The 21,066-nt window shown below is 33.4% G+C and carries 14 protein-coding genes; 7 read left to right on the top strand and 7 right to left on the bottom strand.

Going from position 1 to position 21,066, the window contains the following annotated elements; all coding sequences use genetic code 11:
* Positions 1-365 precede the first annotated feature (365 nt).
* On the bottom strand, positions 366-584 hold the full coding sequence (locus JM172_RS09970; RefSeq protein WP_214482139.1) for a hypothetical protein: 219 nt from the start codon (positions 582-584) through the stop codon (positions 366-368).
* Between the two features lie 627 nt (positions 585-1,211).
* On the opposite strand from JM172_RS09970, the gene JM172_RS09965 reads away from it, so the two are divergent.
* The 4 genes from JM172_RS09965 (at position 1,212) to JM172_RS09950 (ending at position 6,182) form a co-directional block, all read left to right on the top strand.
* On the top strand, positions 1,212-2,291 hold the full coding sequence (locus tag JM172_RS09965) for a GerAB/ArcD/ProY family transporter (RefSeq protein WP_214482138.1): 1,080 nt from the start codon (positions 1,212-1,214) through the stop codon (positions 2,289-2,291).
* 179 nt (positions 2,292-2,470) lie between these two features.
* Positions 2,471-3,934, top strand: coding sequence for a spore germination protein (locus JM172_RS09960; protein WP_214482137.1), 1,464 nt, complete (start codon positions 2,471-2,473; stop codon positions 3,932-3,934).
* A 60-nt stretch (positions 3,935-3,994) separates the two neighbouring features.
* A complete protein-coding gene (locus JM172_RS09955) occupies positions 3,995-5,077 on the top strand; it encodes a GerAB/ArcD/ProY family transporter (RefSeq protein WP_214482136.1) in 1,083 nt (360 codons plus the stop codon).
* Positions 5,070-6,182 carry a Ger(x)C family spore germination protein gene (locus JM172_RS09950; protein ID WP_214482135.1) on the top strand — a complete coding sequence of 371 codons (1,113 nt, stop codon included), beginning with the start codon at positions 5,070-5,072 and terminating at the stop codon, positions 6,180-6,182. Before JM172_RS09955 ends, JM172_RS09950 begins: the two co-directional genes overlap by 8 nt.
* Before the next feature lie 174 nt (positions 6,183-6,356).
* Here JM172_RS09950 and JM172_RS09945 read toward each other — a convergent pair whose 3' ends face one another.
* Both JM172_RS09945 and JM172_RS09940 read right to left on the bottom strand, forming a co-directional pair.
* Positions 6,357-7,169, bottom strand: a complete 813-nt coding sequence (locus tag JM172_RS09945) for a DUF2268 domain-containing putative Zn-dependent protease (protein WP_214482134.1) — start codon at positions 7,167-7,169, stop codon at positions 6,357-6,359.
* Positions 7,170-7,198: 29 nt separating this feature from the next.
* Entirely contained in the window at positions 7,199-7,651 is a 453-nt protein-coding gene (locus tag JM172_RS09940) for a VanZ family protein (RefSeq protein ID WP_214482133.1), read from the bottom strand.
* 457 nt (positions 7,652-8,108) lie between these two features.
* Between JM172_RS09940 and JM172_RS09935 the strand changes: the two genes are divergently transcribed.
* Positions 8,109-9,845 carry an aromatic amino acid hydroxylase gene (locus JM172_RS09935; RefSeq protein WP_214482202.1) on the top strand — a complete coding sequence of 579 codons (1,737 nt, stop codon included), beginning with the start codon at positions 8,109-8,111 and terminating at the stop codon, positions 9,843-9,845.
* A 73-nt stretch (positions 9,846-9,918) separates the two neighbouring features.
* Here the strand turns inward: JM172_RS09935 and JM172_RS09930 are convergent, their stop codons facing one another.
* The gene (locus JM172_RS09930) at positions 9,919-11,007 is read right to left on the bottom strand and encodes a GerAB/ArcD/ProY family transporter (protein WP_214482132.1); all 1,089 of its coding nucleotides are present in this window, start codon (positions 11,005-11,007) and stop codon (positions 9,919-9,921) included.
* Positions 11,008-11,838: 831 nt separating this feature from the next.
* On the opposite strand from JM172_RS09930, the gene JM172_RS09925 reads away from it, so the two are divergent.
* Positions 11,839-13,983: an ATP-dependent Clp protease ATP-binding subunit gene (locus JM172_RS09925; RefSeq protein ID WP_214482131.1), complete on the top strand. Its 2,145-nt coding sequence runs from the start codon at positions 11,839-11,841 to the stop codon at positions 13,981-13,983.
* Positions 13,984-14,259: 276 nt separating this feature from the next.
* On the opposite strand, the gene JM172_RS09920 is transcribed toward JM172_RS09925, so the two are convergent.
* Entirely contained in the window at positions 14,260-15,333 is a 1,074-nt protein-coding gene (locus JM172_RS09920) for a M24 family metallopeptidase (protein ID WP_214482130.1), read from the bottom strand.
* A 695-nt stretch (positions 15,334-16,028) separates the two neighbouring features.
* Between JM172_RS09920 and JM172_RS09915 the strand changes: the two genes are divergently transcribed.
* On the top strand, positions 16,029-17,588 hold the full coding sequence (locus tag JM172_RS09915) for an ATP-binding protein (protein ID WP_214482129.1): 1,560 nt from the start codon (positions 16,029-16,031) through the stop codon (positions 17,586-17,588).
* 742 nt (positions 17,589-18,330) lie between these two features.
* On the opposite strand, the gene map is transcribed toward JM172_RS09915, so the two are convergent.
* Together map and JM172_RS09905 are read right to left on the bottom strand one after the other, a co-directional pair.
* A complete protein-coding gene (map, locus tag JM172_RS09910) occupies positions 18,331-19,095 on the bottom strand; it encodes a type I methionyl aminopeptidase (protein ID WP_214482128.1) in 765 nt (254 codons plus the stop codon).
* 271 nt (positions 19,096-19,366) lie between these two features.
* Positions 19,367-21,061, bottom strand: coding sequence for a M3 family oligoendopeptidase (locus JM172_RS09905; RefSeq protein WP_214482127.1), 1,695 nt, complete (start codon positions 21,059-21,061; stop codon positions 19,367-19,369).
* Positions 21,062-21,066: the final 5 nt, after the last annotated feature.

The raw sequence follows: 21,066 nt of genomic DNA, 5'->3' as shown, positions 1-21,066 counted from the left end.
ACATGCCCGTTTTTCGCATTAATAAATCGATGCTACAAGTGATTGTTTTTACTTGTAAGATTCACAAATAACTGGACAACTTATTTATTCATCCTCTAACAATATTTTACATGTTAGGCGGACCCCACAATCAATATTTATTGAATTCAAAAGGTTATCTTGACTGCGGGATTAATCCCCTCTAACATTAATATTAATTTTATTAGGCTCTTTTCGTAACTTTGTTGATATTGTTATCAAAATAGTACCCAAAAAGTGGTTTTACATTGTTAGTTAACGTTGTAGAAAAAAAAGATGCCCATCGTGTTTAATTCTTAAAACGAAAAACAACAATCAATGAAAAACAGCCTTTTAGTATGTGGTAATTAGAAACGGCGACGACGGAATAATGCACTTAACAAAAAGATCGTTGCGACAGCCCGAAAAGGAAAGAACCTTCTTCCACCACGACCACGAACAAATAAACCTGTTCCGGTCCTACCTTCAATGACTCCATCATAACTCCAGCCGCCAACTCCCATCACTCGAACTGGTTGATAATAGTATCTATTTGTTAAATTACTGATGTGTTCTTCGTGTAGCATATTTATTCCTCCTTTCTAACTAAATCTTGCGAGAAGGATAAATAGCAATACTAGAAAAGGTTTATTAATACTCAATTACTGTAATTTTATTTAGATGTTTATTACCCATTCTAAAAAGATAGCCTAAATACCGACCCAAATAGATACTTTTTAATATAGGGTAACTGTCTGAACATATTTTACAGCATCCTTCCGCTTCTATCTATTATATGTATGTAGTAAATAATCGGTATGGACATCCCCCTATGCCTATCAAAAATTTTCTTAGTCTATGTTTAGGTGTTTGTAATAGGAAGTTTTCACATTGTTGCTTTCCGTAAAAAGAGCTAAACACAAATATAGCTATCGTTCGGAGCTTCATTTACTTCTCAAAGGTTATAAAGTTATCTAAAACACATTAGTTCCTTAAATGTAAGTGAAAAATAACAACAAAGTGTACGAAAAGTGCCTATAACAATAAGCAGCATAGTTCTAGACTTTCAATATAATTTCTATTACTTCCCTAAATACACGTTACACCTATATTGTTTCGATCCTACATCGTATTTGTTCTTTGAATAGTTAAAGCTCAATTGCTAATACTAATCAAAGCTCCATAAAACATGTAACAAAATAAGGAGATACAACATGCAAGAAAAACTTCATCCTTATCAAGTCACTATCGTTGTTTATATGATACAAATTGGAATTACCATCATTACTTTACCTCGTATCAGTGCTGAGACTTTTGGGACGAATGGATGGATTGGGATAATAATTGTATCTCTACTAGTAGCAGTGAACATATTAGCAATTGGTTTAGTCTTCTTTTATAGCAATGGAAAATCAATTTTTAAGATTTTGGATGAAGGACTCCCACAATTTTTATTGCGGCCATTTTATCTTTTTTTAGCGTTACTATGGAGCACTCTTGGAGTATTAATAGCAAAAAATTTCGAATTGCAATTGAATTTATTTTTCTATCCAACACGTACAGCATACATATATGTATTAATGTCTCTTTTTTTTACATATTGGCTCGTTCGAAGAGGAATTTATCACATCGCCAAAGCTTCTGTTGTTTTCTTCGCTGTCATCTTAATGACATTATTATTAGGATTTCTTCTACCCGAGTTTAGATTTACAAGATTAACGCCATTTGTTTTTAAAGGTGACAAAGAGTTATTCAAAGGTGGGATACAAGTTGTATCGGCTTTTTTAGGGTATGAGCTAACCCTTCTTTTTATACCTTATATGCTGAAACCAAAAACAGCTGTAAAATCAGTATTACTCGGACATGCCATAGTCACTTTTGTCTATCTTAGTACATGTTTTGTTGCTTTTGGCTTATTTAGCTATCGTCAATTGTTAAATGAAAAATTCCCAATCCTAACTATGCTTGAATATTTGGAGTTTCCATTCATAGAAAGGGTTGAAGGCTTTGTTTTTCACTTTTTTATATTAGAAGTGATTATCACTGTTGTGTTTTTTTATTGGGGTGCTGATCAAGTTCTTAGACAAGCAATTCCAAAGATTTCCCCTAGAAAATCGATTTTAAGTTTAATAATTGTCTCATTTTGTTTATCACTATTTGTTAAGGGCTCTCTTGAAGTTGATAAATGGTTACTCGGTCTCGGTTTTGCTGAAGCAATCATTGCAGTATTACTTCCTACACTACTCTTATTAACATTAGGAATATCTCATTTACGTCATAAACAAAATGTTTAATTAATCCCAATCTTCTAGTCAAGATTCTAAAATGACATATTGGTATATCCTATCTTGGAATAGAGTATCTATAGAAGTCCATACTAAGGACAAATCATTTATTAAGACTAATCTATTCACATAGTTAGAAATTACTATAAATTCGGGGTGATAAAGTGTTTACATTTTTTAAAAAGCGGATGAAAAATGATACAGCTAAAAAGAAGACATCCGACAATGAATTAGAAAAGCATGATAGTAACCCTGAACCTACCTATTCACATATTGAGCAGCAATTTACAGATTGTACTGACATATCTAAGAAATATTGTCAACGAGTCGATGTAAGGCTAATCTATTTCGAGTATATGGTTGACAAACAAACACTAAACAGTGATGTTATTGATAAAATGGAAGGTCTTGACCGTGAAGAAGTACACTCGTTTCTACAGCAAAGCCAATTTCAGCCTAGCCACGATAATAAAGAAGTAGTAAAAGCGATCTTAGATGGTAATGCTGCTATTTTTCACGAAAATAATACGTATATATTCGAAGCTACAAAGTTAGAAACACGCGCGATACAAACAGCTGAATCTGAGACAATTATAACAGGTCCACATGATGCATTAAATGAACTAATAGATACAAATCTATCTCTCATTAGGCGTAGAGTGAAAAGCTCTCATTTAAAAGTACTAAAATTGTCGGTAGGTGAAATAGGAAAAAGTAACGTGTATTTATTATATATTGATGGCATTGCTGATCAACAAATTGTTCAAGATGCTAAGACAAGGATCGAAAACATAGAGATTGATGCAATTTATGATGTTAACATGCTTGTTCAATTAATCGATGAATCTCCAAACTCACCTTTTCCACAATTTCATACGACAGAACGTCCCGATGTCATTTCGTCTAAACTAACTGAAGGAAAAGTTGTCGGCATGATGGAGAACAGTCCTTATGCGTTCAGTGCTCCAACGAGCTTTTTTGATTTCTTTCAGTCAACAGATGATTATAACCAGCGGTGGCTCGTGGGATCTGCCACAAGGTTGTTACGCCTTTTTGCTTTATTTGTAACTGTTTCTTTTACAGCTCTGTATGTGTCAATAACTACATATCATTATGAAATGGTACCCGACTTACTATTAATTAGCTTAATTACATCAAGAAGTAATGTGCCCTTTCCACCAATAATGGAAGCATTGTTGATGGAATTTACCATTGAGTTGTTAAGAGAGGCTGGAGCACGTCTACCAACGAAGATTGGTCAAACAATCGGTATTGTTGGAGGAATTGTCATTGGGTCAGCATCAGTAGACGCTGGTATTACGAGTAATATTTTAATTATAGCTGTTTCAATTTCTGCCATCTCTTCTTTTGTCATACCTAGTTATGTCATGAGTAATTCTATTAGGATTATTCGGTTTGGATTTATTTTATTAGCTGGTTTGTTAGGTAACTTAGGCATTGTATTTGGCATAGCTTGTTTAGTTATTCACCTCACTGGATTAACTAACTTAAAAGCGCCATATTTTTGGCCTATATCACCAACAAATCTTAGTGGTTGGAAAGATACGATCATTAGAGGGCCTCTTAGTATTTTTAATACCCGTCCTAACATAAGTAGCCCTACAAATGATACAAGAAAAAAATTAAAATAACGACAAAAAGCTAGTTGAGAGTAGCTTAAATAAGATTTTGTAAGAAAAGGGGACTTATGAATGCAAGAAAAACTCCAACCTTTTCCAACTGCTATACTTATCCATATGGTTCAATCAGGGATTATTTTATTCAGCTTACCTCGTGTAGCAGCTGATGCTTTTGGAACTAACGGGTGGATTGGAGTTTTACTAATCTCCATAATCGTCATGTTAAATATAGTGCTCATTAGTCTCGTGTTTCATTTCGGTAAAGGAAGGTCGATATTTAACATATTTGAGGATGCTTTACCTATTTCATTGCTGCGGCCTTTTTACCTCCTTTTAGCTCTGCAATGGGGTACTTTGGCAGTTCTTATCGCAAAGGATTTTGAAATGTTGTTGAGAATGTTATATTATCCGACGATGCCATTTACAGGATACGTATTTATATCAATATTATTAACGTATTGGCTCGTAACGAGTGGCATTTACCATATTAGTAAAGCAACCGTTATTTTCTTTTTTTTATCAATATGGACTATGTTTTTATTATTTTTCCACCTTTCCGAATTTAGGTTGTCTCGATTTACACCATTTATTTTTGAAGGCAGCAAAAAATTAGTTGAAGGTGGTAGCGGAGTGTTTACTGCTTATTTAGGGTATGAAATTATCTTGCTATTGTTTCCTTATTTAGCTGTAAAGAGATCTACAATTAAATCATTTTTTTATGCAAATGTTATTACAACAACGGTCTATTTCTTCGTTTGCTTTGTATCTTTTGGTTATTTTAGCTTTGAGTACTTAAAAAATGAATCATTTCCTTCGTTGACATTGCTTGATTACATTAGATTTCCTTTTGTGGAACGAATTGAAGGCTTTCTATATAATTTAGCTTCTTTATCCGTTTTAGTTACTGTTGTCATGTATTATTGGTCTGCAAATGAAGCTATAAAGCACGCTTTGCCAAAAATAAAGCCAAATCGCTCATTTGCATTATTGTTAGTCGTTACGTTTATAATTTCTTTGAACCTGACATTGATGAGAGAGGTTGAATTAGCCTTAACAATACTTGCACGAATTGAAATCGGAATAGCTATTTTATTACCAATTATCCTTATAGTACTTATAAGCATCACACATATGAGGAGGAAAACAAATGCGTAACATATTCTTTGTAACAATATGCATTGTCCTATTAAGTGGCTGTTATACTAGTTATGGAATTGATGACTTAGCTATGATCAATGCAATAGGTTATGACCTTTCTGAAGAGGAGGATGCTTATCTTGATGTTACAGCCTTATATCCTCGCGCTACAGAAACTGGTAACGTTTTTGAAACACTGCAAGCATCTGGGAATTCAACGAAAGATATTGAGATTGATACGATGGCGCAATCAAGCTTTGAGATCGTAAATGGTCAGCTTGAGATTATGTTATTTGGGGAAGAACTCGCAAAAGAAGGTATCTTACCGATTATTCATACAGCATTACGAGATCCTAGCATTGGCTCTAGAGTAAAGCTAGCTGTGACAAAAGGAAAAGCAGATCAAATCATTACAAAGAAATTAGAAAAAGAACCTAACTTAGGTTTATATTTAGATACAATGTTAAATAAGTTCGAAAAGACATTTGTTTTTCCATCTGTTAATTTATATCAATTTTCTAGATCTTATTTTGATGATGGCATTGACCCCTTTTTACCAGTATTTACAGCAACTTCAAATAATATTGAGTTTGACAGCTTTGCCTTGTTTAATGAAGATAAACTTATTACGACGATCTCAAGAAAACAAGCTGTCTACTTATTTTTTTTAAGAGAAAACTTTCGTAAAGGATTACTTGATATCGATTTAATGAAGGGAGATATTGCAGATCATATTCACCTTTCATATGTTCGTAACAAACATAAAATACATATTACCAAAAAAGAAGATGATCACTTTTCAGTAGAAATTGATATCCATGTTACAGGTTCTTTAGAAGAGTATACCGGTGACTTGAATATTGAAGAACCTAAAGAACAAAAGAAACTAGAAAAAATAATAAAAGAGCTCGTTGATAAAGAAACTATGGCTGTAATGAAGTTTCTACAAAAGAATAATGTTGACGTGATAGGCTTAGGCCAAAAAATAAGAAATAGTCTTACATATGAAGAGTGGAAAAGCCTTGATTGGGATAAAGTATACCCAGAAATTGACGTCACAATTAAATCAGATGTAAAAATACGAAACATAGGTAAATTTAATCAGGATGACGTGAGCAACTAGCTGAGGACTGATCCACGCTGATTTATAGTGTTACAATAACGAATGGCAGACCTCTCTAAGATCTGCCATTCGTTATTTTTCGTTAAGCTGTTTTCTCATTCACACTATCAATTTATTGATAAATAAACAGCAAAGTTTACGAAAAGAGCCTACACTATTTAAGTTAGCTTACAATTATACATTGCATGGTGAAAGACGGTCCTCACAATTTTTAAATAGATGTTGTACATCAATATTGAATAACTCTGTAAAAGAGTTAATAGGGTACCTCTTTACATAAGACATAACAATATTATAAGCAAATGCCTGTCCAGTATATGTAGGTATATCATCGTCATAAAATCCAAAATAAAATTTCCTATTTAATTGTACATCTGTTGACTGTAACAACCCTTTCACACTAGCCCAGTATCTCCCTTCATCTATTGTGTAGTCAGCCCACCAACGCTTATCTTCAAAGAAGGATAGACTAAAATACTGGGCTGCCCCCTCCAGTTTAAACCAATCAGCTAAAGTAAAAATGCCGTTCAATTGATTAACTGGGCTTTGTGGAGAAGAGTAAAAAGCCTGGTGTGCTAAAACGTATTTTAAGTAATCGAGATCTGGGTTTGGTGGAACGAAAATGAGTATATTACCATGATGGTTTATATAGGCAAAAATACAAAGTGACTGAGGTATATGATGAGGTTTTGCAAGGGCTGGGACTACTGTTATTTCAAGGTTTTCGACATAAATATATTTAGAAACTAGGCTCATGACATTTTGGATAACAGCTTCAATTAACCCTTCATTCCATTGTAATGCAACAAGCTCTTCACGTGTTAATGTTTGCAACTTATGATGGTTTATATCATCAATTAAAGAGCTACTACCTTTACTGCTCTCCTCTTTGAATTCGAAATTAAAGCCATGATCGCGAACTAAATGTGCTAAGTAATCCTTTTTTTCTATTAAGCTGTAGGGGGCGAATTGAGTAATAGATACCATAATGAAATAAGCTCCTTCCATTATTATCTTTAATTTTCCAATGCCATTCTAACTGTTAGAAGCACCTTTAATCCAAGCCAAGCACCTACTGTATTTAACAAAATGTCATCAATATCAAAACTACCTAAGCTAAAAACAAATTGAAGTAATTCGAGACTGCTAATCAACCATATGAATACTAAAATTAATAAACTGCTTTTTCGCAGCTTAGGGATCAATAAAGACAAAAATAATCCGAAAGGTATAAAAACAATGATATTCCCAATTAGGTTTATCATTATTACACGTGCACTATAGTGTCCAATATTGTTCACATAATTACCTATTGTTTTAAATGGAATAAGGTTGTACGAAGATTCTTCAAAACTACTTCTAGAAAATCCAAAGAACATCATGTAAATGAGCATCAAAAAATAAATGCCAAATAACAACCATGCAAATATGATTTTTTTATCCTTTGCCAAATGTGTCGTATCCAACATACCTATTCCCCTACGTTTTTGTAACTAACAAAGCAGCTAAATTAATAAATGAATCTCTTCATATCATACCATATATCCTTTGGTAAAATTAGTATAATCAAAAAAACACACAAAATTCAAAAAGAATCTATATAATTTTTAATTATTCAAAAATATTAGAATACAAGACAGGATTTCTTTATTAAATATTGAAATATTATATTAATCATTAAATAACACGAATTCTAACACATATATAATATTAAATTAATTAAGTAGGTTCTAGTATTTATAGCCTAAAACGAAGCATTTATCTTATGTTTTCGTGCATACATTATTTAATAAGTAAAGAAATTTAAAATTTCTTTATCACACAACAGCTTAAAAGCGTTTGTGTGATATAATATTAACCGTCACCATTTTGACACAAATAACTTATCTCAACTTTTTATTTGTAAGGGAGGAAATAACAATGAATATAGTAAAAAAAAGCGAGATTCCAGCTCATTTAAGAGAGTATGTTATTGAACAGCAGTACGATGCGTACACTCCTATTAACCACGCTGTTTGGCGTTATGTGATGAGACAAAATGTAAATTTCTTTAAAGATGTCGCTCACGAAGCTTATACAAATGGTGTTACAGCCTCAGGCATGAACATTGAACGTATACCTAGAGTGGAAGAAATGCATAATAGCCTTCAGCCATTTAATTGGGGTGCGGTTGCAATAGATGGATATATTCCAGGAGTAATTTTCTTTGACTTCCAAGCTCATGGGTTACTCCCGATCGGAACTGATATTCGGAAATTAGAAAACATCGAATATACACCTGCTCCTGATATTATTCATGAAGCTGCAGGGCATGCACCAATTCTTTGTGATAAAAAATATGCTGAATACGTCAAAACATTTGGTGAAATTGGGCGAAAAGCTATCGCAACAAAGGAAGAACATGATGTTTTTGAAGCTGTTCGTACATTATCTAATTTATTAGAAAAAGGAAGCACAACTGAAGAAGAGATTGCTGAAGCTGAAAGAATTCTTGCAGAAAAACAGAAAGCTGTTACACAAATCTCTGAAGCTGAAGAAATATCACGACTTTACTGGTGGACAGTAGAATATGGACTAATAGGAAGCATCAACGATCCTAAAATATATGGTGCAGGCCTATTATCATCTGTTGGAGAAAGTAGCAGTTGTTTAACAGATGAAGTTAAAAAAATTCCATTTGATCTAGATCATGTTATTTCAACTGGTTTCGATATTACAACGAAACAGCCTCAACTTTTTGTTTGCGAAGATTTTGATCAATTAATTGATGCTGTCAAAGAATATTCAAAGCGGATGGCATTTTATGTCGGTGGCACAGAGAGTCTAGAAAAAGCTGTGCAATCTGGTGCAACTGCAACAGTTGAGTATAGTTCAGGCTTACAGTTGACTGGGACTGTTTCAAAACTAATAAAGGATGAAAAACAAGAAGCAGTTTATTTAAATACGTCAGGCGAATCCATCTTATCATTTGATGACAAACAACTTGCTAATCATGGGAAAGATGTTCATGCTGATGGCTTCGGATCACCAATTGGAAAGCTAAAAGGAGAAGATAAACCTTTAGAAGACCTAACTGATGTTGAATTAGAGCAGCATGGAATTATTATTGATGACAAAGCAACACTACAGTTTGAAAGCGGTGTCATCGTTGCTGGAATTGTTCATGAAGTGATAAGAAAGAACAGTAAAGTAATTCTCATTCGTTTCAAAGAAGCTTCAGTCACATATGGCGATCAAACACTTTTCCAACCAGATTGGGGTATGTATGATATGGCTGTTGGGTCACACGTTACATCTGTTTATGCTGGTGCAGCAGATCCTGAAGCTTATTTTTCATCAGAAAGCATAGTAGAGGACGAAGAGGTTAATTCTAACGTAACTAACTCCTTAAGCCCATTAGATCATTTATATACAAAAGTACGTGAAATAAGAGAAGATATTAGTCTTCATTCAAATTCATCTGAAGCTTTACTAGAAGTGATAAATCAACTAGATAAAGACTTCCCTAATGATTGGTTATTACGCTTAGAAATTTTAGAGCTTCTAGCTGAAAATGATCTGAATCCTGAAGGTCAAGAAAAACTTCATAATGACTTAAACCGCTTAAAAAGTGAAGAAAAGGCATTATCTCAACTCATCGAAAACGGTTTGAAATTAATCTAGTTGACGGTATGAAAACGAGCGCTATGAAATTAAATAGCTGCTCGTTTTTTCTATTGATCATTGAACATGTGTTTTATGACACACCTTTTCTTTTCTTTATTACGTGAGAAATACTAAGTAACAATAATAAAAAGACAGGCAGAGCAATCGATACCACCCCTTCTATTAATCCTAACCAAATATCCCATTCATCTAACTCTCTTGAGAGATTTGGTATGAAGGACAAACAAAAAGTTAAAATTATTAAAAACAAGAGCGTATAACGAGGCTTAATTGATGGCACAGCATGTCTAAGTACTAAATCTGCAGACCAGTAATAAACAACGATAGTTATCAATACTCTTAGGAAATATAAGCTAACAATAAATCCATCTAAGCGTTGAAAAAAAGGCAATTGAAAATATTCAATCATAGTAATGAATGGATACGTGTCATTTACCAATTGGTCATAACTGAAATAACCGTAAGCAACAAAGCTATTTACAAGAAAAATGAATGTTGTAATGATATTCCCGAACATCAATGCTTTAAAAGCTGATTTCTTTTTCATCATAAATGGGATGATTAAAATAACTAGCTCATAACCTAAAAAAGCATCTAACACACCAAAACCGCCATCAATAATCTTTTTCTCCCCTTCAAAAATAAAGGGTGTAAATCTTAAAATCCTAAATTCAGGTGTTAAATAGAAAAACAACAACACAATCCATATAGTAAGCCCAAAAAATACAACAGTTGTTTTCCCGATATGGTATATTCCACTTCTAACTAGCCAATATGTAATCACTAAAGTAAAGATAATAAATAAAAGTGAAGGCATAGTTGGATAATATAAAGTACGTAACAATAAGTCATAATACTTTAAAACTAAGACCCCAGTTGTACTCCACAACAAAGCTAAAAAAACATATAGTGGCTTTACAAGAATTGGTGATATTACGTCTTCTAATATTTCAAATATGGTTTTATCTTTTCCAAAACGAAATACTAACGCTATAAGTATTAAATTCAAAATGACAAGCACAGAAAATATTAAGATTCCAATCCACCCATTTGTCCCAAACGCTTCTGCGGTATAACGTGGTAAGCTTAATTGATCAATGCCTGTTTGTATCATAAAGACCATTATTGCAACCTGAAATGTACTGAGTCCCTCTTTCATCATGTGCCTCATTTGCTTATTGATTTTGTTGGCCGTTTTTTAACTTTCATTGTTGCTCTCCCCAATTGGAACTAAACACGATAGGCGACTTTTTTCTTTAAAGACTGCCAAAATCATATACTACACAACAGTTGCCCTAATGTAAGTTAAAAAAGCAACAGAGTTTTCGAAAAGAACCTTTTCTTTTGAAGTACTAAAACTGAAAAGAATAAATGAGCTTGAATTAAATAATTACATATTTATTCCTTTGATGTTAGTATGATGATAATCACCTAAATTATTCCTACTTCTCTCCATAATCCACATTTAATGCATGACTATCACTTCTTAAATAGCCTTTACACTTCCATTTTTTCAGCTAGAATCTTCATATTCGTTTCGCATCGATTGTTGTTTTTTTTAATTAGGTATAGACACGGGAATACCAATTGCTCGTGATCTTTTCTACTCTTAAATTAATGGAGTTGTAAAACTTATCATACTGTCCATTCTTAGTAAAAAAAGCAACAAAGGTTACGAGAAGAGCCTTTATATAAACAATCAATTTTACCATTGTTCATGCTAATGGAAGAAGTTCACCATGTTTTCTAGTACGACATTCCAATAACATTTATGACCCTTAAGTAAATTATTAGAAATCAAGACAAAATAGTTGAATGTCAAAAAAGGTCAGAGTATAATAAAGTCAAAGTTAGTCAAACACCCACCGATTCAATCGGTCTATTTTTCATATTAAAAGTCAAAGTTAGTCAAAGTCTAAACTAAATTGTATTTCAACTGATATCAGAGTTTATTAATAACAATAAATTTTAAATATGGAGGTTTTATGTTATGGAATGTCAAGTTTGTAAAAATAAAGAAGCTGCTATTGTAGTTAAACTGAACATAAACGGTAACCAGGAACAATTACCTTTATGCCAAGAATGCTTTATCAATGAACGTAATAAATTAAATACACCCTCTGGCTTCCAAGGGTTTTCGCAATTTCCTTTTGAGCACATGTTTCAAGGTTCTCAATCATCATCCGAGTCCAAAGAACATAGCAAACAAACTCAACATGGAGGCAGAGGAGGATTATTAGATCAATTTGGACGCAACATCACACATGCTGCCAAAGCAGGCTTAATTGACCCTGTTATCGGTAGAGACAAAGAAATAAATAGAGTAATTGAAATTCTAAATCGACGCAACAAAAATAACCCCGTACTCATAGGTGAACCGGGTGTTGGTAAGACAGCAATAGCAGAAGGTTTAGCGTTAAAAATAGCTGACAATAATGTCCCGACTAAACTGTTAAATAAAGAGGTATATTTACTTGATGTTGCATCTTTAGTAGCAAATACTGGTGTGCGTGGTCAATTCGAAGACCGTATAAAAAGAATCATTGGAGAGCTTCAAAGAAGAAAAAATATTATTCTTTTCATTGATGAAATCCATTTATTAGTTGGAGCTGGTTCAGCCGAAGGCTCTATGGACGCAGGTAACATCCTAAAACCAGCACTTGCTCGGGGCGAGTTGCAAGTGGTTGGAGCAACAACGCTTAATGAATATCGCAAAATTGAGAAGGATGCTGCTTTGGAACGACGCTTTCAACCGGTTACTGTAGCAGAACCAACAACTGATGAAGCGGAACAAATATTACATGGTATTAAAGAAAAATATGAAAACTACCATCATGTAAAATATACTGACGAAGCAATCACACAATGTGTCACTTTATCACACCGTTACATCCAAGATCGCTTCTTACCTGATAAAGCTATTGATCTACTTGACGAGGCTGGATCGAAAATTAATTTAGAGTTTGGTCACACCGATGAACAAGCTATACAAGATCGCCTATCTCAAATAACAAAAGAAAAGGAGGTTGCAGCAAATCAAGAAAATTACGAAGAAGCTGCAAATTTACGACACGAAGAAATCAAGCTAGAAAAACAATTAAAAGATCAAAATAATATAGAGAAAGCATTGGTAAATACGGAAGTTATTCAAAAAATTATTGAAGAAAAAACAGGTATCCCTGTTGGGAAGTTACAACAAGATGAACATAATAGAATGAAAAACTTGGAGAAAAACTTATCATCAAAAGTAATAGGACAAGAGGAAGCTGTTAAGAAGGTTGCAAAAGCTATTCGTCGAAGCAGAGCTGGCTTAAAAGCAAAACATCGTCCAATTGGATCATTTCTATTTGTAGGTCCAACAGGTGTCGGAAAAACGGAACTAACAAAAACTTTAGCAGAAGAATTATTTGGCTCTAAGGATATGATGATTCGTTTTGATATGAGTGAATTTATGGAGAAACATTCGGTATCAAAATTAATAGGTTCACCTCCTGGATATGTTGGGCACGAAGATGCAGGTCAATTAACAGAAAAAGTCCGCAGAAATCCTTATAGTATCATTTTATTAGATGAAATTGAAAAAGCACACCCTGATGTGCAACATATGTTTCTTCAAATTTTAGAAGATGGCCGTCTTACTGATAGCCAAGGTAGAACAGTTAGCTTCAAAGATACAGTAATTATAATGACCAGTAATGCTGGAACATCACATAAAACAATTACAGTAGGCTTTGAACATAGCGGAACCGATGCTATTAAAGAAAGTAATATTCTAAATACGTTAGGTTCATTCTTTAAACCAGAATTTTTGAACAGATTTGATAGCATTATCGAATTCAATCAATTGGAAAAAGCACAGTTACAGAAAATAGTAGAGCTATTAATTTCAGAACTAGAACAAACATTAAAAGATCAAAACTTAATATTAACTGTTTCATCAGAAGCGATTGAAAAAATTGCTGAATTAGGCTATCACCCTCAATTTGGAGCTAGACCACTTCGTAGAGTCATCCAAGAACAGCTTGAGGATCAAATCGCTGATTTACTGCTCGAAAACCAAGATGTTACAGAGTTCCACACAGATATAAGAGCAGAAAAAATAACAGTTAAGGTAGTTGAAAAGCAAATTGTATAAGTCTAAAGGCTAAAATCAGCTTTTTAGAAATATCTCACAACGACAAATCTGCTTCGAACAATGAAAAAACAATCTATACAACTGCTATACGTGTCACCTCTTTTCTATCATAAGACGATGACAGTCGTATATAACACCAGCTTGCTTTGCTAATTTTAGCAACAAAGTTTCACTAAAGCCTTTCCTTAATAGAATCGAAGATTAAATGATAAATTTGTACCGTATAGAAGAGACAATTCTCTCTATACGGTATTTTTTTTGTTAACCTTTTTCCTATCATATGAAAACCAGCTCTCTTGTTGAATGTGTTAATCGCTCACTACCATTATCTGTTATGACAATGTCATCTTCAATCCTTACACCGCCAAGATGAGGGATATAAATTCCAGGTTCTACTGTTATAACCATGTTTGGCTGTAAGACATGGTCAGCTACAGCTGATAAAAAAGGAAGTTCATGTAAATCTAGACCAAGGCCATGACCAGTCCCATGACCAAAATATTCTCCATAACCTCTTTCAGTAATGTAATCTCTAACAATTTTATCACCGGCTTTACATGATAAACCTGGTTTCATTCCTTTCACACCTAACGATAGTGCCTCTTTAACAACATAATAAATTTCTTTTAATTGTTCATCAGCCTCACCTATAGCAATCGTACGAGTAATATCTGATCGGTATCCCTTATAAAGAGCACCAAAATCTAGCGTTACCATCTCTCCATACTCAATAATCTTTGGAGTAGCAACACCGTGTGGAAATACAGACCGATAGCCCGATGCTACTATCGTATCAAATGATGACGAGTCTGCCCCTTGCTCTCTCATAAATAATTCTAATTCATTAGCTATCTCTTTCTCGCTAATACCTGGGCGTATAAATTCTAGTATATGATTAAATGCCCCATCAGCAATTTTTGCTGCTGTTTTAATCGTATCAATTTCTTCATCTGTTTTTATCATCCTTAACTTTTCAATAATCCCTGATGTTGGAACTAGCTGAGAGGAAAGAGTTTCTTCATATATTTTAAATGCACCAAATGATAGATGCTCTTGTTCGAAACCTAGCTTCTTGATACCGATAAGCTCCGACTGCACAGACACACTATTGGCGATCTCATTTATCGTGTTGCTTTTGTGTTTAACAATGTCAAACCCAATTGCCTGTTTGGTCGCTTGCTCTACATAACGAAAATCCACATGTAACTTAGCTTCATTTGCTGAAATAAGTACAACTCCTGCAGAACCAGTAAAGCCTGTTATATACCGCCTATTTTGAGCACTAGTGATAAGAAGTCCATCTACATTTAGTTCTAGAAGTAGTTTCCTAAGTTCTTTAAGTTTATCCATCATATCTCCCCCTCTTTTTTTAGCTCTTTTCGTAAGGATCTTCTCATAAGCTTAGTTTATTTTTTCAACTTACATTTGAGAAACTGATGTGTACGACATGACTTTTATCATTTAGAGAAGAGAATATGCCCTTAACGGTAGTTATATTTGTGTACAACTCTTATTACGAAAAGCAATAATTAATGCGTAAAACAGCCTTTCGTAAATTTTATTGATTTTTACATCCTACATCTAAGTCACTAAGTCAATGAAATGATTTTTATCATTTTTAGATAAGAAAAGGTTCAACGAATGCTAGTTGTTTGCGTGTTTTTTCTTGGTATGATAAACAAAAATCAATGTAAAAAAAACCTTTACTAAAACTATATATGCAGTTATTATGCCAAGCAGCTAATATTTGCCTAAATCACTTGAATTCCTTTACTACTAAAAAATCACGAGAGAAACTATCAACGTTCATGACTACCGAGTCTCTCTTAAGACTCAAAATTGAATCATAAAGGCACCTTCGTTAACAAGAAAAACTTACGAAAAGCGTCAATGTAAAAAAATCTTTACAACACTTTCTACTCGCTGTATAAATTAGTGCATACATTTTTCTTTTCTTAATTATTAGAAATTTTAGATTTTTCATATCATTATACTTCATAATTATGGTAATATTAAGATACTTATATAAATAGGACTGATGACGAGTGAATGTACAAGAATTTATCCATAATAGGAACAAGTTTTTAAGTAAAATGCTATCTATTGTTTACGCAATAGAATTAGCTATCTCCATTTATATAAATGAGTTTCACACTATCATGCTGATTGGAATAGCCCTACTTTTTTTAATATATAGCTTTATATTTCTAGCTGCCAATCCAACTTTGACGATGTATGTAATCATCATTTCATTGTTCACATATTTTTTTGTTCTAAACTTCTTCTCACCTAACAGTGGGAACTATTTTCTAATCATATTTGGGATCATAGTTACCACCCTTTATCATCAAGTTCTACCTATCATTTTTTCTGGGGCAATTGCTACCTGCATGCTAATATTTTTCTTTGTAACAAATTACGAAGAAAATTTTGCAACTCCTTCGACAACAACAGATATCTATTTCGGTTACTTCACCGTATTAACTACGATATTTTTTATTTTTTTAGCAATTAATACGAGACAGCTCTGGTTAAGCGCTCAACATAGCGAACAAATAATGAAGCAACAATTGATATCTATTCAAGAATACTTCCAATCTTTTTTCGAAAATTCAAACGATGCTATTCTGTTATTAGATATAAATGGGACTATAATTATGATGAACGATGCATTTGAACGAATTTACGGTTGGACCTACGAAGAAGCTGTAGGATTTCACATTGAAAAAATCAACTTCAAACGTGAAGAAAGAAATGAATTATTACAACGAGTCCTATCTGGAGAAAGGATTGTTGCATTACCATTCAGTGATAAAGGTAAACATGGGAAAGATGTAGATGCTGAAATCACATTATCACCCATTTACAATGACCAACAAGTAATCATAGCTATTTCAGTCATAGCCAGAGATATTAGTAGTAAAAAAGAAACAGAAGCAAGGCTTATTCAGTCTGAAAAACTTGCAGTAGTGGGTGAAATGGCTGCAGGAGTTGCACATGAAATCCGTAACCCATTAACAGTCATATCAGGATTCATGAAAATTATAGATAGTGATAAAAATAATCCGTATAAATATTATTCCAAATTAATATTAGATGAACTCAAACGTATAAACTTAATTATTAGTGAGTTTTTAATCTTAGCCAAGCCACAAGCAGTAAAATACGAACAAGTAAAAATCAATACAATTATTGAAGACGTCATTCTACTGTTTCAATCAGAATGTAATTTACGTGACGTCAATATCCATTACGAGAATTCAAATAAATCTACTCTCCTTACATGTGAGGCGAACCAGTTAAAGCAAGTGTTTATAAATTTATTAAAAAACTCCATTGAAGCAATGCCAACAGGTGGAACCATTCACTTACTCTGTACGAGCACAAGTAATAACCTGCTAATTGAGGTACAAGATGATGGACAAGGTATACCAAGTTCAATTATTGAGAACATAGGCAACCCGTTCTTCACTACGAAAGAAAGTGGGACAGGTCTTGGGATGATGATAAGCCAAAAAATTATTCAAGACCACAAAGGAGAACTATCTATTACTAGCAAAGAGAATGAAGGAACAACTGTAGCGATCCTGCTTCCACTACAATAGACGTATTTTTTTGTTTGTGAACAATATTATTAATAGTTTCATCTAATCATTTCTCTTTTAACATCTGTTGTCTTAGTTAACTATTACATACTTCAATAATATAAAATCACTAAAAAAAGACCTCATAAAAGATGAGGTCCTTTTTATCTTATTCAACCTTTAAAAGTTGTATAGCCTTACCGCTTCATCACGTGGTTATAATTTTTTGGAATAAACTTAAAATAAATATGATTTACCTTTTCAATTCGTGCTTTTTTCTGTTCTAGATGTTTTTACTTGTTCATAAGATTATGGGTGAGGTGTTTACATGAAGAACATACATATATGTTTGTTATTTACTTCCTACATTATCCTATTCTTAAATGGTTCAACACTCGGTTATTTCCTATTAAAATTATTAGATGCAAAGAATGGTCACTTATTCTTCAGTACACTTTCTTACTTTGGATCGTTACTTGCACTGATTGCTTACCATATTTATAAGAAGAATTCATTTTACTGTACAATGTCTTACCTCGTTAATATTATTATAGGCTTGTATCCTGCTCTATTTTTAATTAGTGCAAAATATTTTTTTCACAACTTACTCAAATGAATTTTATAATTGAAGTTACAGCCATTACAATTGACTCTTAAAAGATTATGTTTAATCAAATAGGCTGTTATTCTTTGGAATATATCTTGTTAACAGCTCTTTCAGGTTGTAACAAACCACTGTAGTCACCCTTAAGTTATAATGTATCTATACATTAGTTCTTTCTTGTTGGTCAGTTAGTATTTGAGGTCCATCTTTTGTAATTGCAATAGTATGCTCATATTGTGCTGATAGACTCCCATCAATCGTACGGGCAGTCCAATGATTATCATCCATTTTTGATTGCCAAGCACCAACATTCACCATAGGTTCTATGGTGATTACCATACCTTCCTTTAATCTCAATCCTTTATGTGGTAAACCAAAGTGAGGCACTTGAGGCTCCTCGTGAATAGTTGGTCCAATTCCGTGTCCAACAAATTCTCGTACGACTGAAAACCCTTCATTTTCGACAAATGTTTGAATGGCATGACCAATATCACCCATTCTATTCCCAACATGTGCTTTTTCAATTCCTTTGTACATAGCTTCTTTCGTTACGGATAGTAATTTTTCTGTTTTGTCATTGATTTGTCCGACTGCATATGTCCAAGCTGAATCTGCTAATCCCCCATCCAAATTAACGACCATATCAATCGTGACAATGTCCCCATCATTCAAAGGCTTCTTGCGAGGAAATCCATGACAAATTTCATCATTTAGGGATGCACATGTAGCAAACTCATAACCGCGAAATCCTTTTTGTTCAGGAGTAGCTCCGTGTTCCTTTAAATATCTTTCAACGAATTGGTCTATTTCATATGTTGATATACCTGGTTTAATTAGTTTTGCAATCTCTTTATGACATGAAACTAATAAAGCACCTGCCTTTTCCATTAATGCTATTTCTCTAGATGTTTTTAACTGAATCATCGCATGTCTCCTTTTCTGTTGACTTCACTAATATTCATATTGTTATGATTTAAAAAAATGACACCAAAGACTTGATTTTTTTCTTCTGGAAGTTTCTTGTTAATGTTAATTATAACAACAAGTTGAGATTATATGCGAACTGTTAAAGAGAAGAAATGATGCCACAAGCACTAGTTAGTATACTCGTTTATCTCTAAGTACGATAAACAAAATCAACCATTGTAAAAGAGGCTGTTGTATAGATCAACAGCCTCTAAACACATTACAACGATTACAACTTTTTATCTTCTACTCCACTTAACCATGCATCAATTTCACCTACAACTGATTGGACACAGCCCTCTTCGAAAGGAGATGTTAAATTCGCAACTTTCACAAGATTTGTAAATGATTGACTTCCTCCCTGTTTGCAAAGATGAACATAATCATTCCAAGCAGATTGCTGATCCTCTCTTGACCTTTTCCAAAATTGGAAAGAACAAATTTGCGCAAGCGTATAATCAATATAATAAAACGGAGTTTGATAAATGTGACTTTGACGTTGCCAAAAACCACCCTGTTCTAAATATTCATTTCCATCATAATCTCGATGTGGTAAATATTTTTTCTCTAAGTCTCTCCAAGCCAACTTCCTTTCTTTCGGTGTAGCTTCTGGATTTTCATAAATAAAATGTTGGAATTCATCAACTGCAACTCCATAAGGAAGAAATAATAACGATTCACTTAAATGAGAGAATTTATACTTTTCCGTATCTCCTTCGAAAAATAGCTCCATCCATGGCCAAGTGAAGAATTCCATACTCATTGAGTGTATTTCACAAGCTTCAAAAGTAGGCCAATTATATTCTGGGATCTCATAATTTCTAGACTCATACACCTGAAAAGCATGCCCCGCTTCATGTGTTAGTACATCAATATCGCCTGAAGTACCATTAAAATTTGAAAAGATAAATGGCGACTTATGGTTTTCTATATAGGAGCAATACCCACCACTTGCTTTACCCTTTTTAGCCACGAGATCCATTAAATTATTATCAATCATATAGTTGAAAAACTCGTTTGTTTCAGGAGATAATTCTTCATACATTTTCTTACCGTTATTTATAATCCATTCTGGACTTCCTTTTGGTGTTGCGTTACCAGTTTTATATTGAAAGCCTTCATCGTAATATTTTAAAGCATCGACCCCAATGCGCTCTTGTTGACGTTCCCGTAATTTAGTAGCTAATGGAACAATATATTCCTTCACTTGGTCTCGGAAATTTTTAACCATATCTGCATTATAGTCAGTTCTTGTCATTCGATAGTACCCTAACTCAACAAAATTTTTATATCCGAGTTTTACGGCAATTTCTGTACGTACTTTAACTAGCTTATCGAATATATCATCCAGTTGTTCAGCATGCTCTTTGTAGAAGCCAAACCGTGCTTCGTTTGCCTTTTTTCTCATTTCTCGATCAGTGGATTCAGCAAATGGACCTAGCTGAGCAAGTGTACGCTCTTCTCCTTCAAACATAATTTTTGCAGAAGCTATCAACTTTGTATATTCTGTGGATAATTTATTTTCTAATTGTAAATCTTCTACTACTTCAGGTGAAAATGTTTTTAATTCAGCATCAGCTAATGCAAATAATTGCTTACCCCACTTCTCCTCTAGCTCAACTCTAAACTTAGAATTGACAAGTTCTTTGTAATAATCCGATATTAACCCTTGAAGCAAAGGTTGAACTTCATCTAAATAATCCTGTTCTTGCTTGTAAAATTCGTCCTCTGTATCGATGCTATGACGGATATAACAAAGGTTAAACATTGAACTCACATCATTACGAATAATGTTTATGTCGTTCATCGCTAGTTCTTGCTCATCTACATTACTAGCATTTTTGAATTTGTTAATAGCCAAATGATATTGGGCTTCAATTTCTTTCATATTTGGGCGTTCGTATGTATAAGTTTCAAATTTCATATTTT

This window comes from Bacillus sp. SM2101 (assembly GCF_018588585.1).
In the GTDB taxonomy this organism is placed as follows: Bacteria; Bacillota; Bacilli; order Bacillales; family SM2101; genus Nanhaiella; species Nanhaiella sioensis.
The sequence above is the reverse complement of the archived record's forward strand: the minus strand, read 5'-3'. Positions and strand labels throughout refer to the sequence as shown.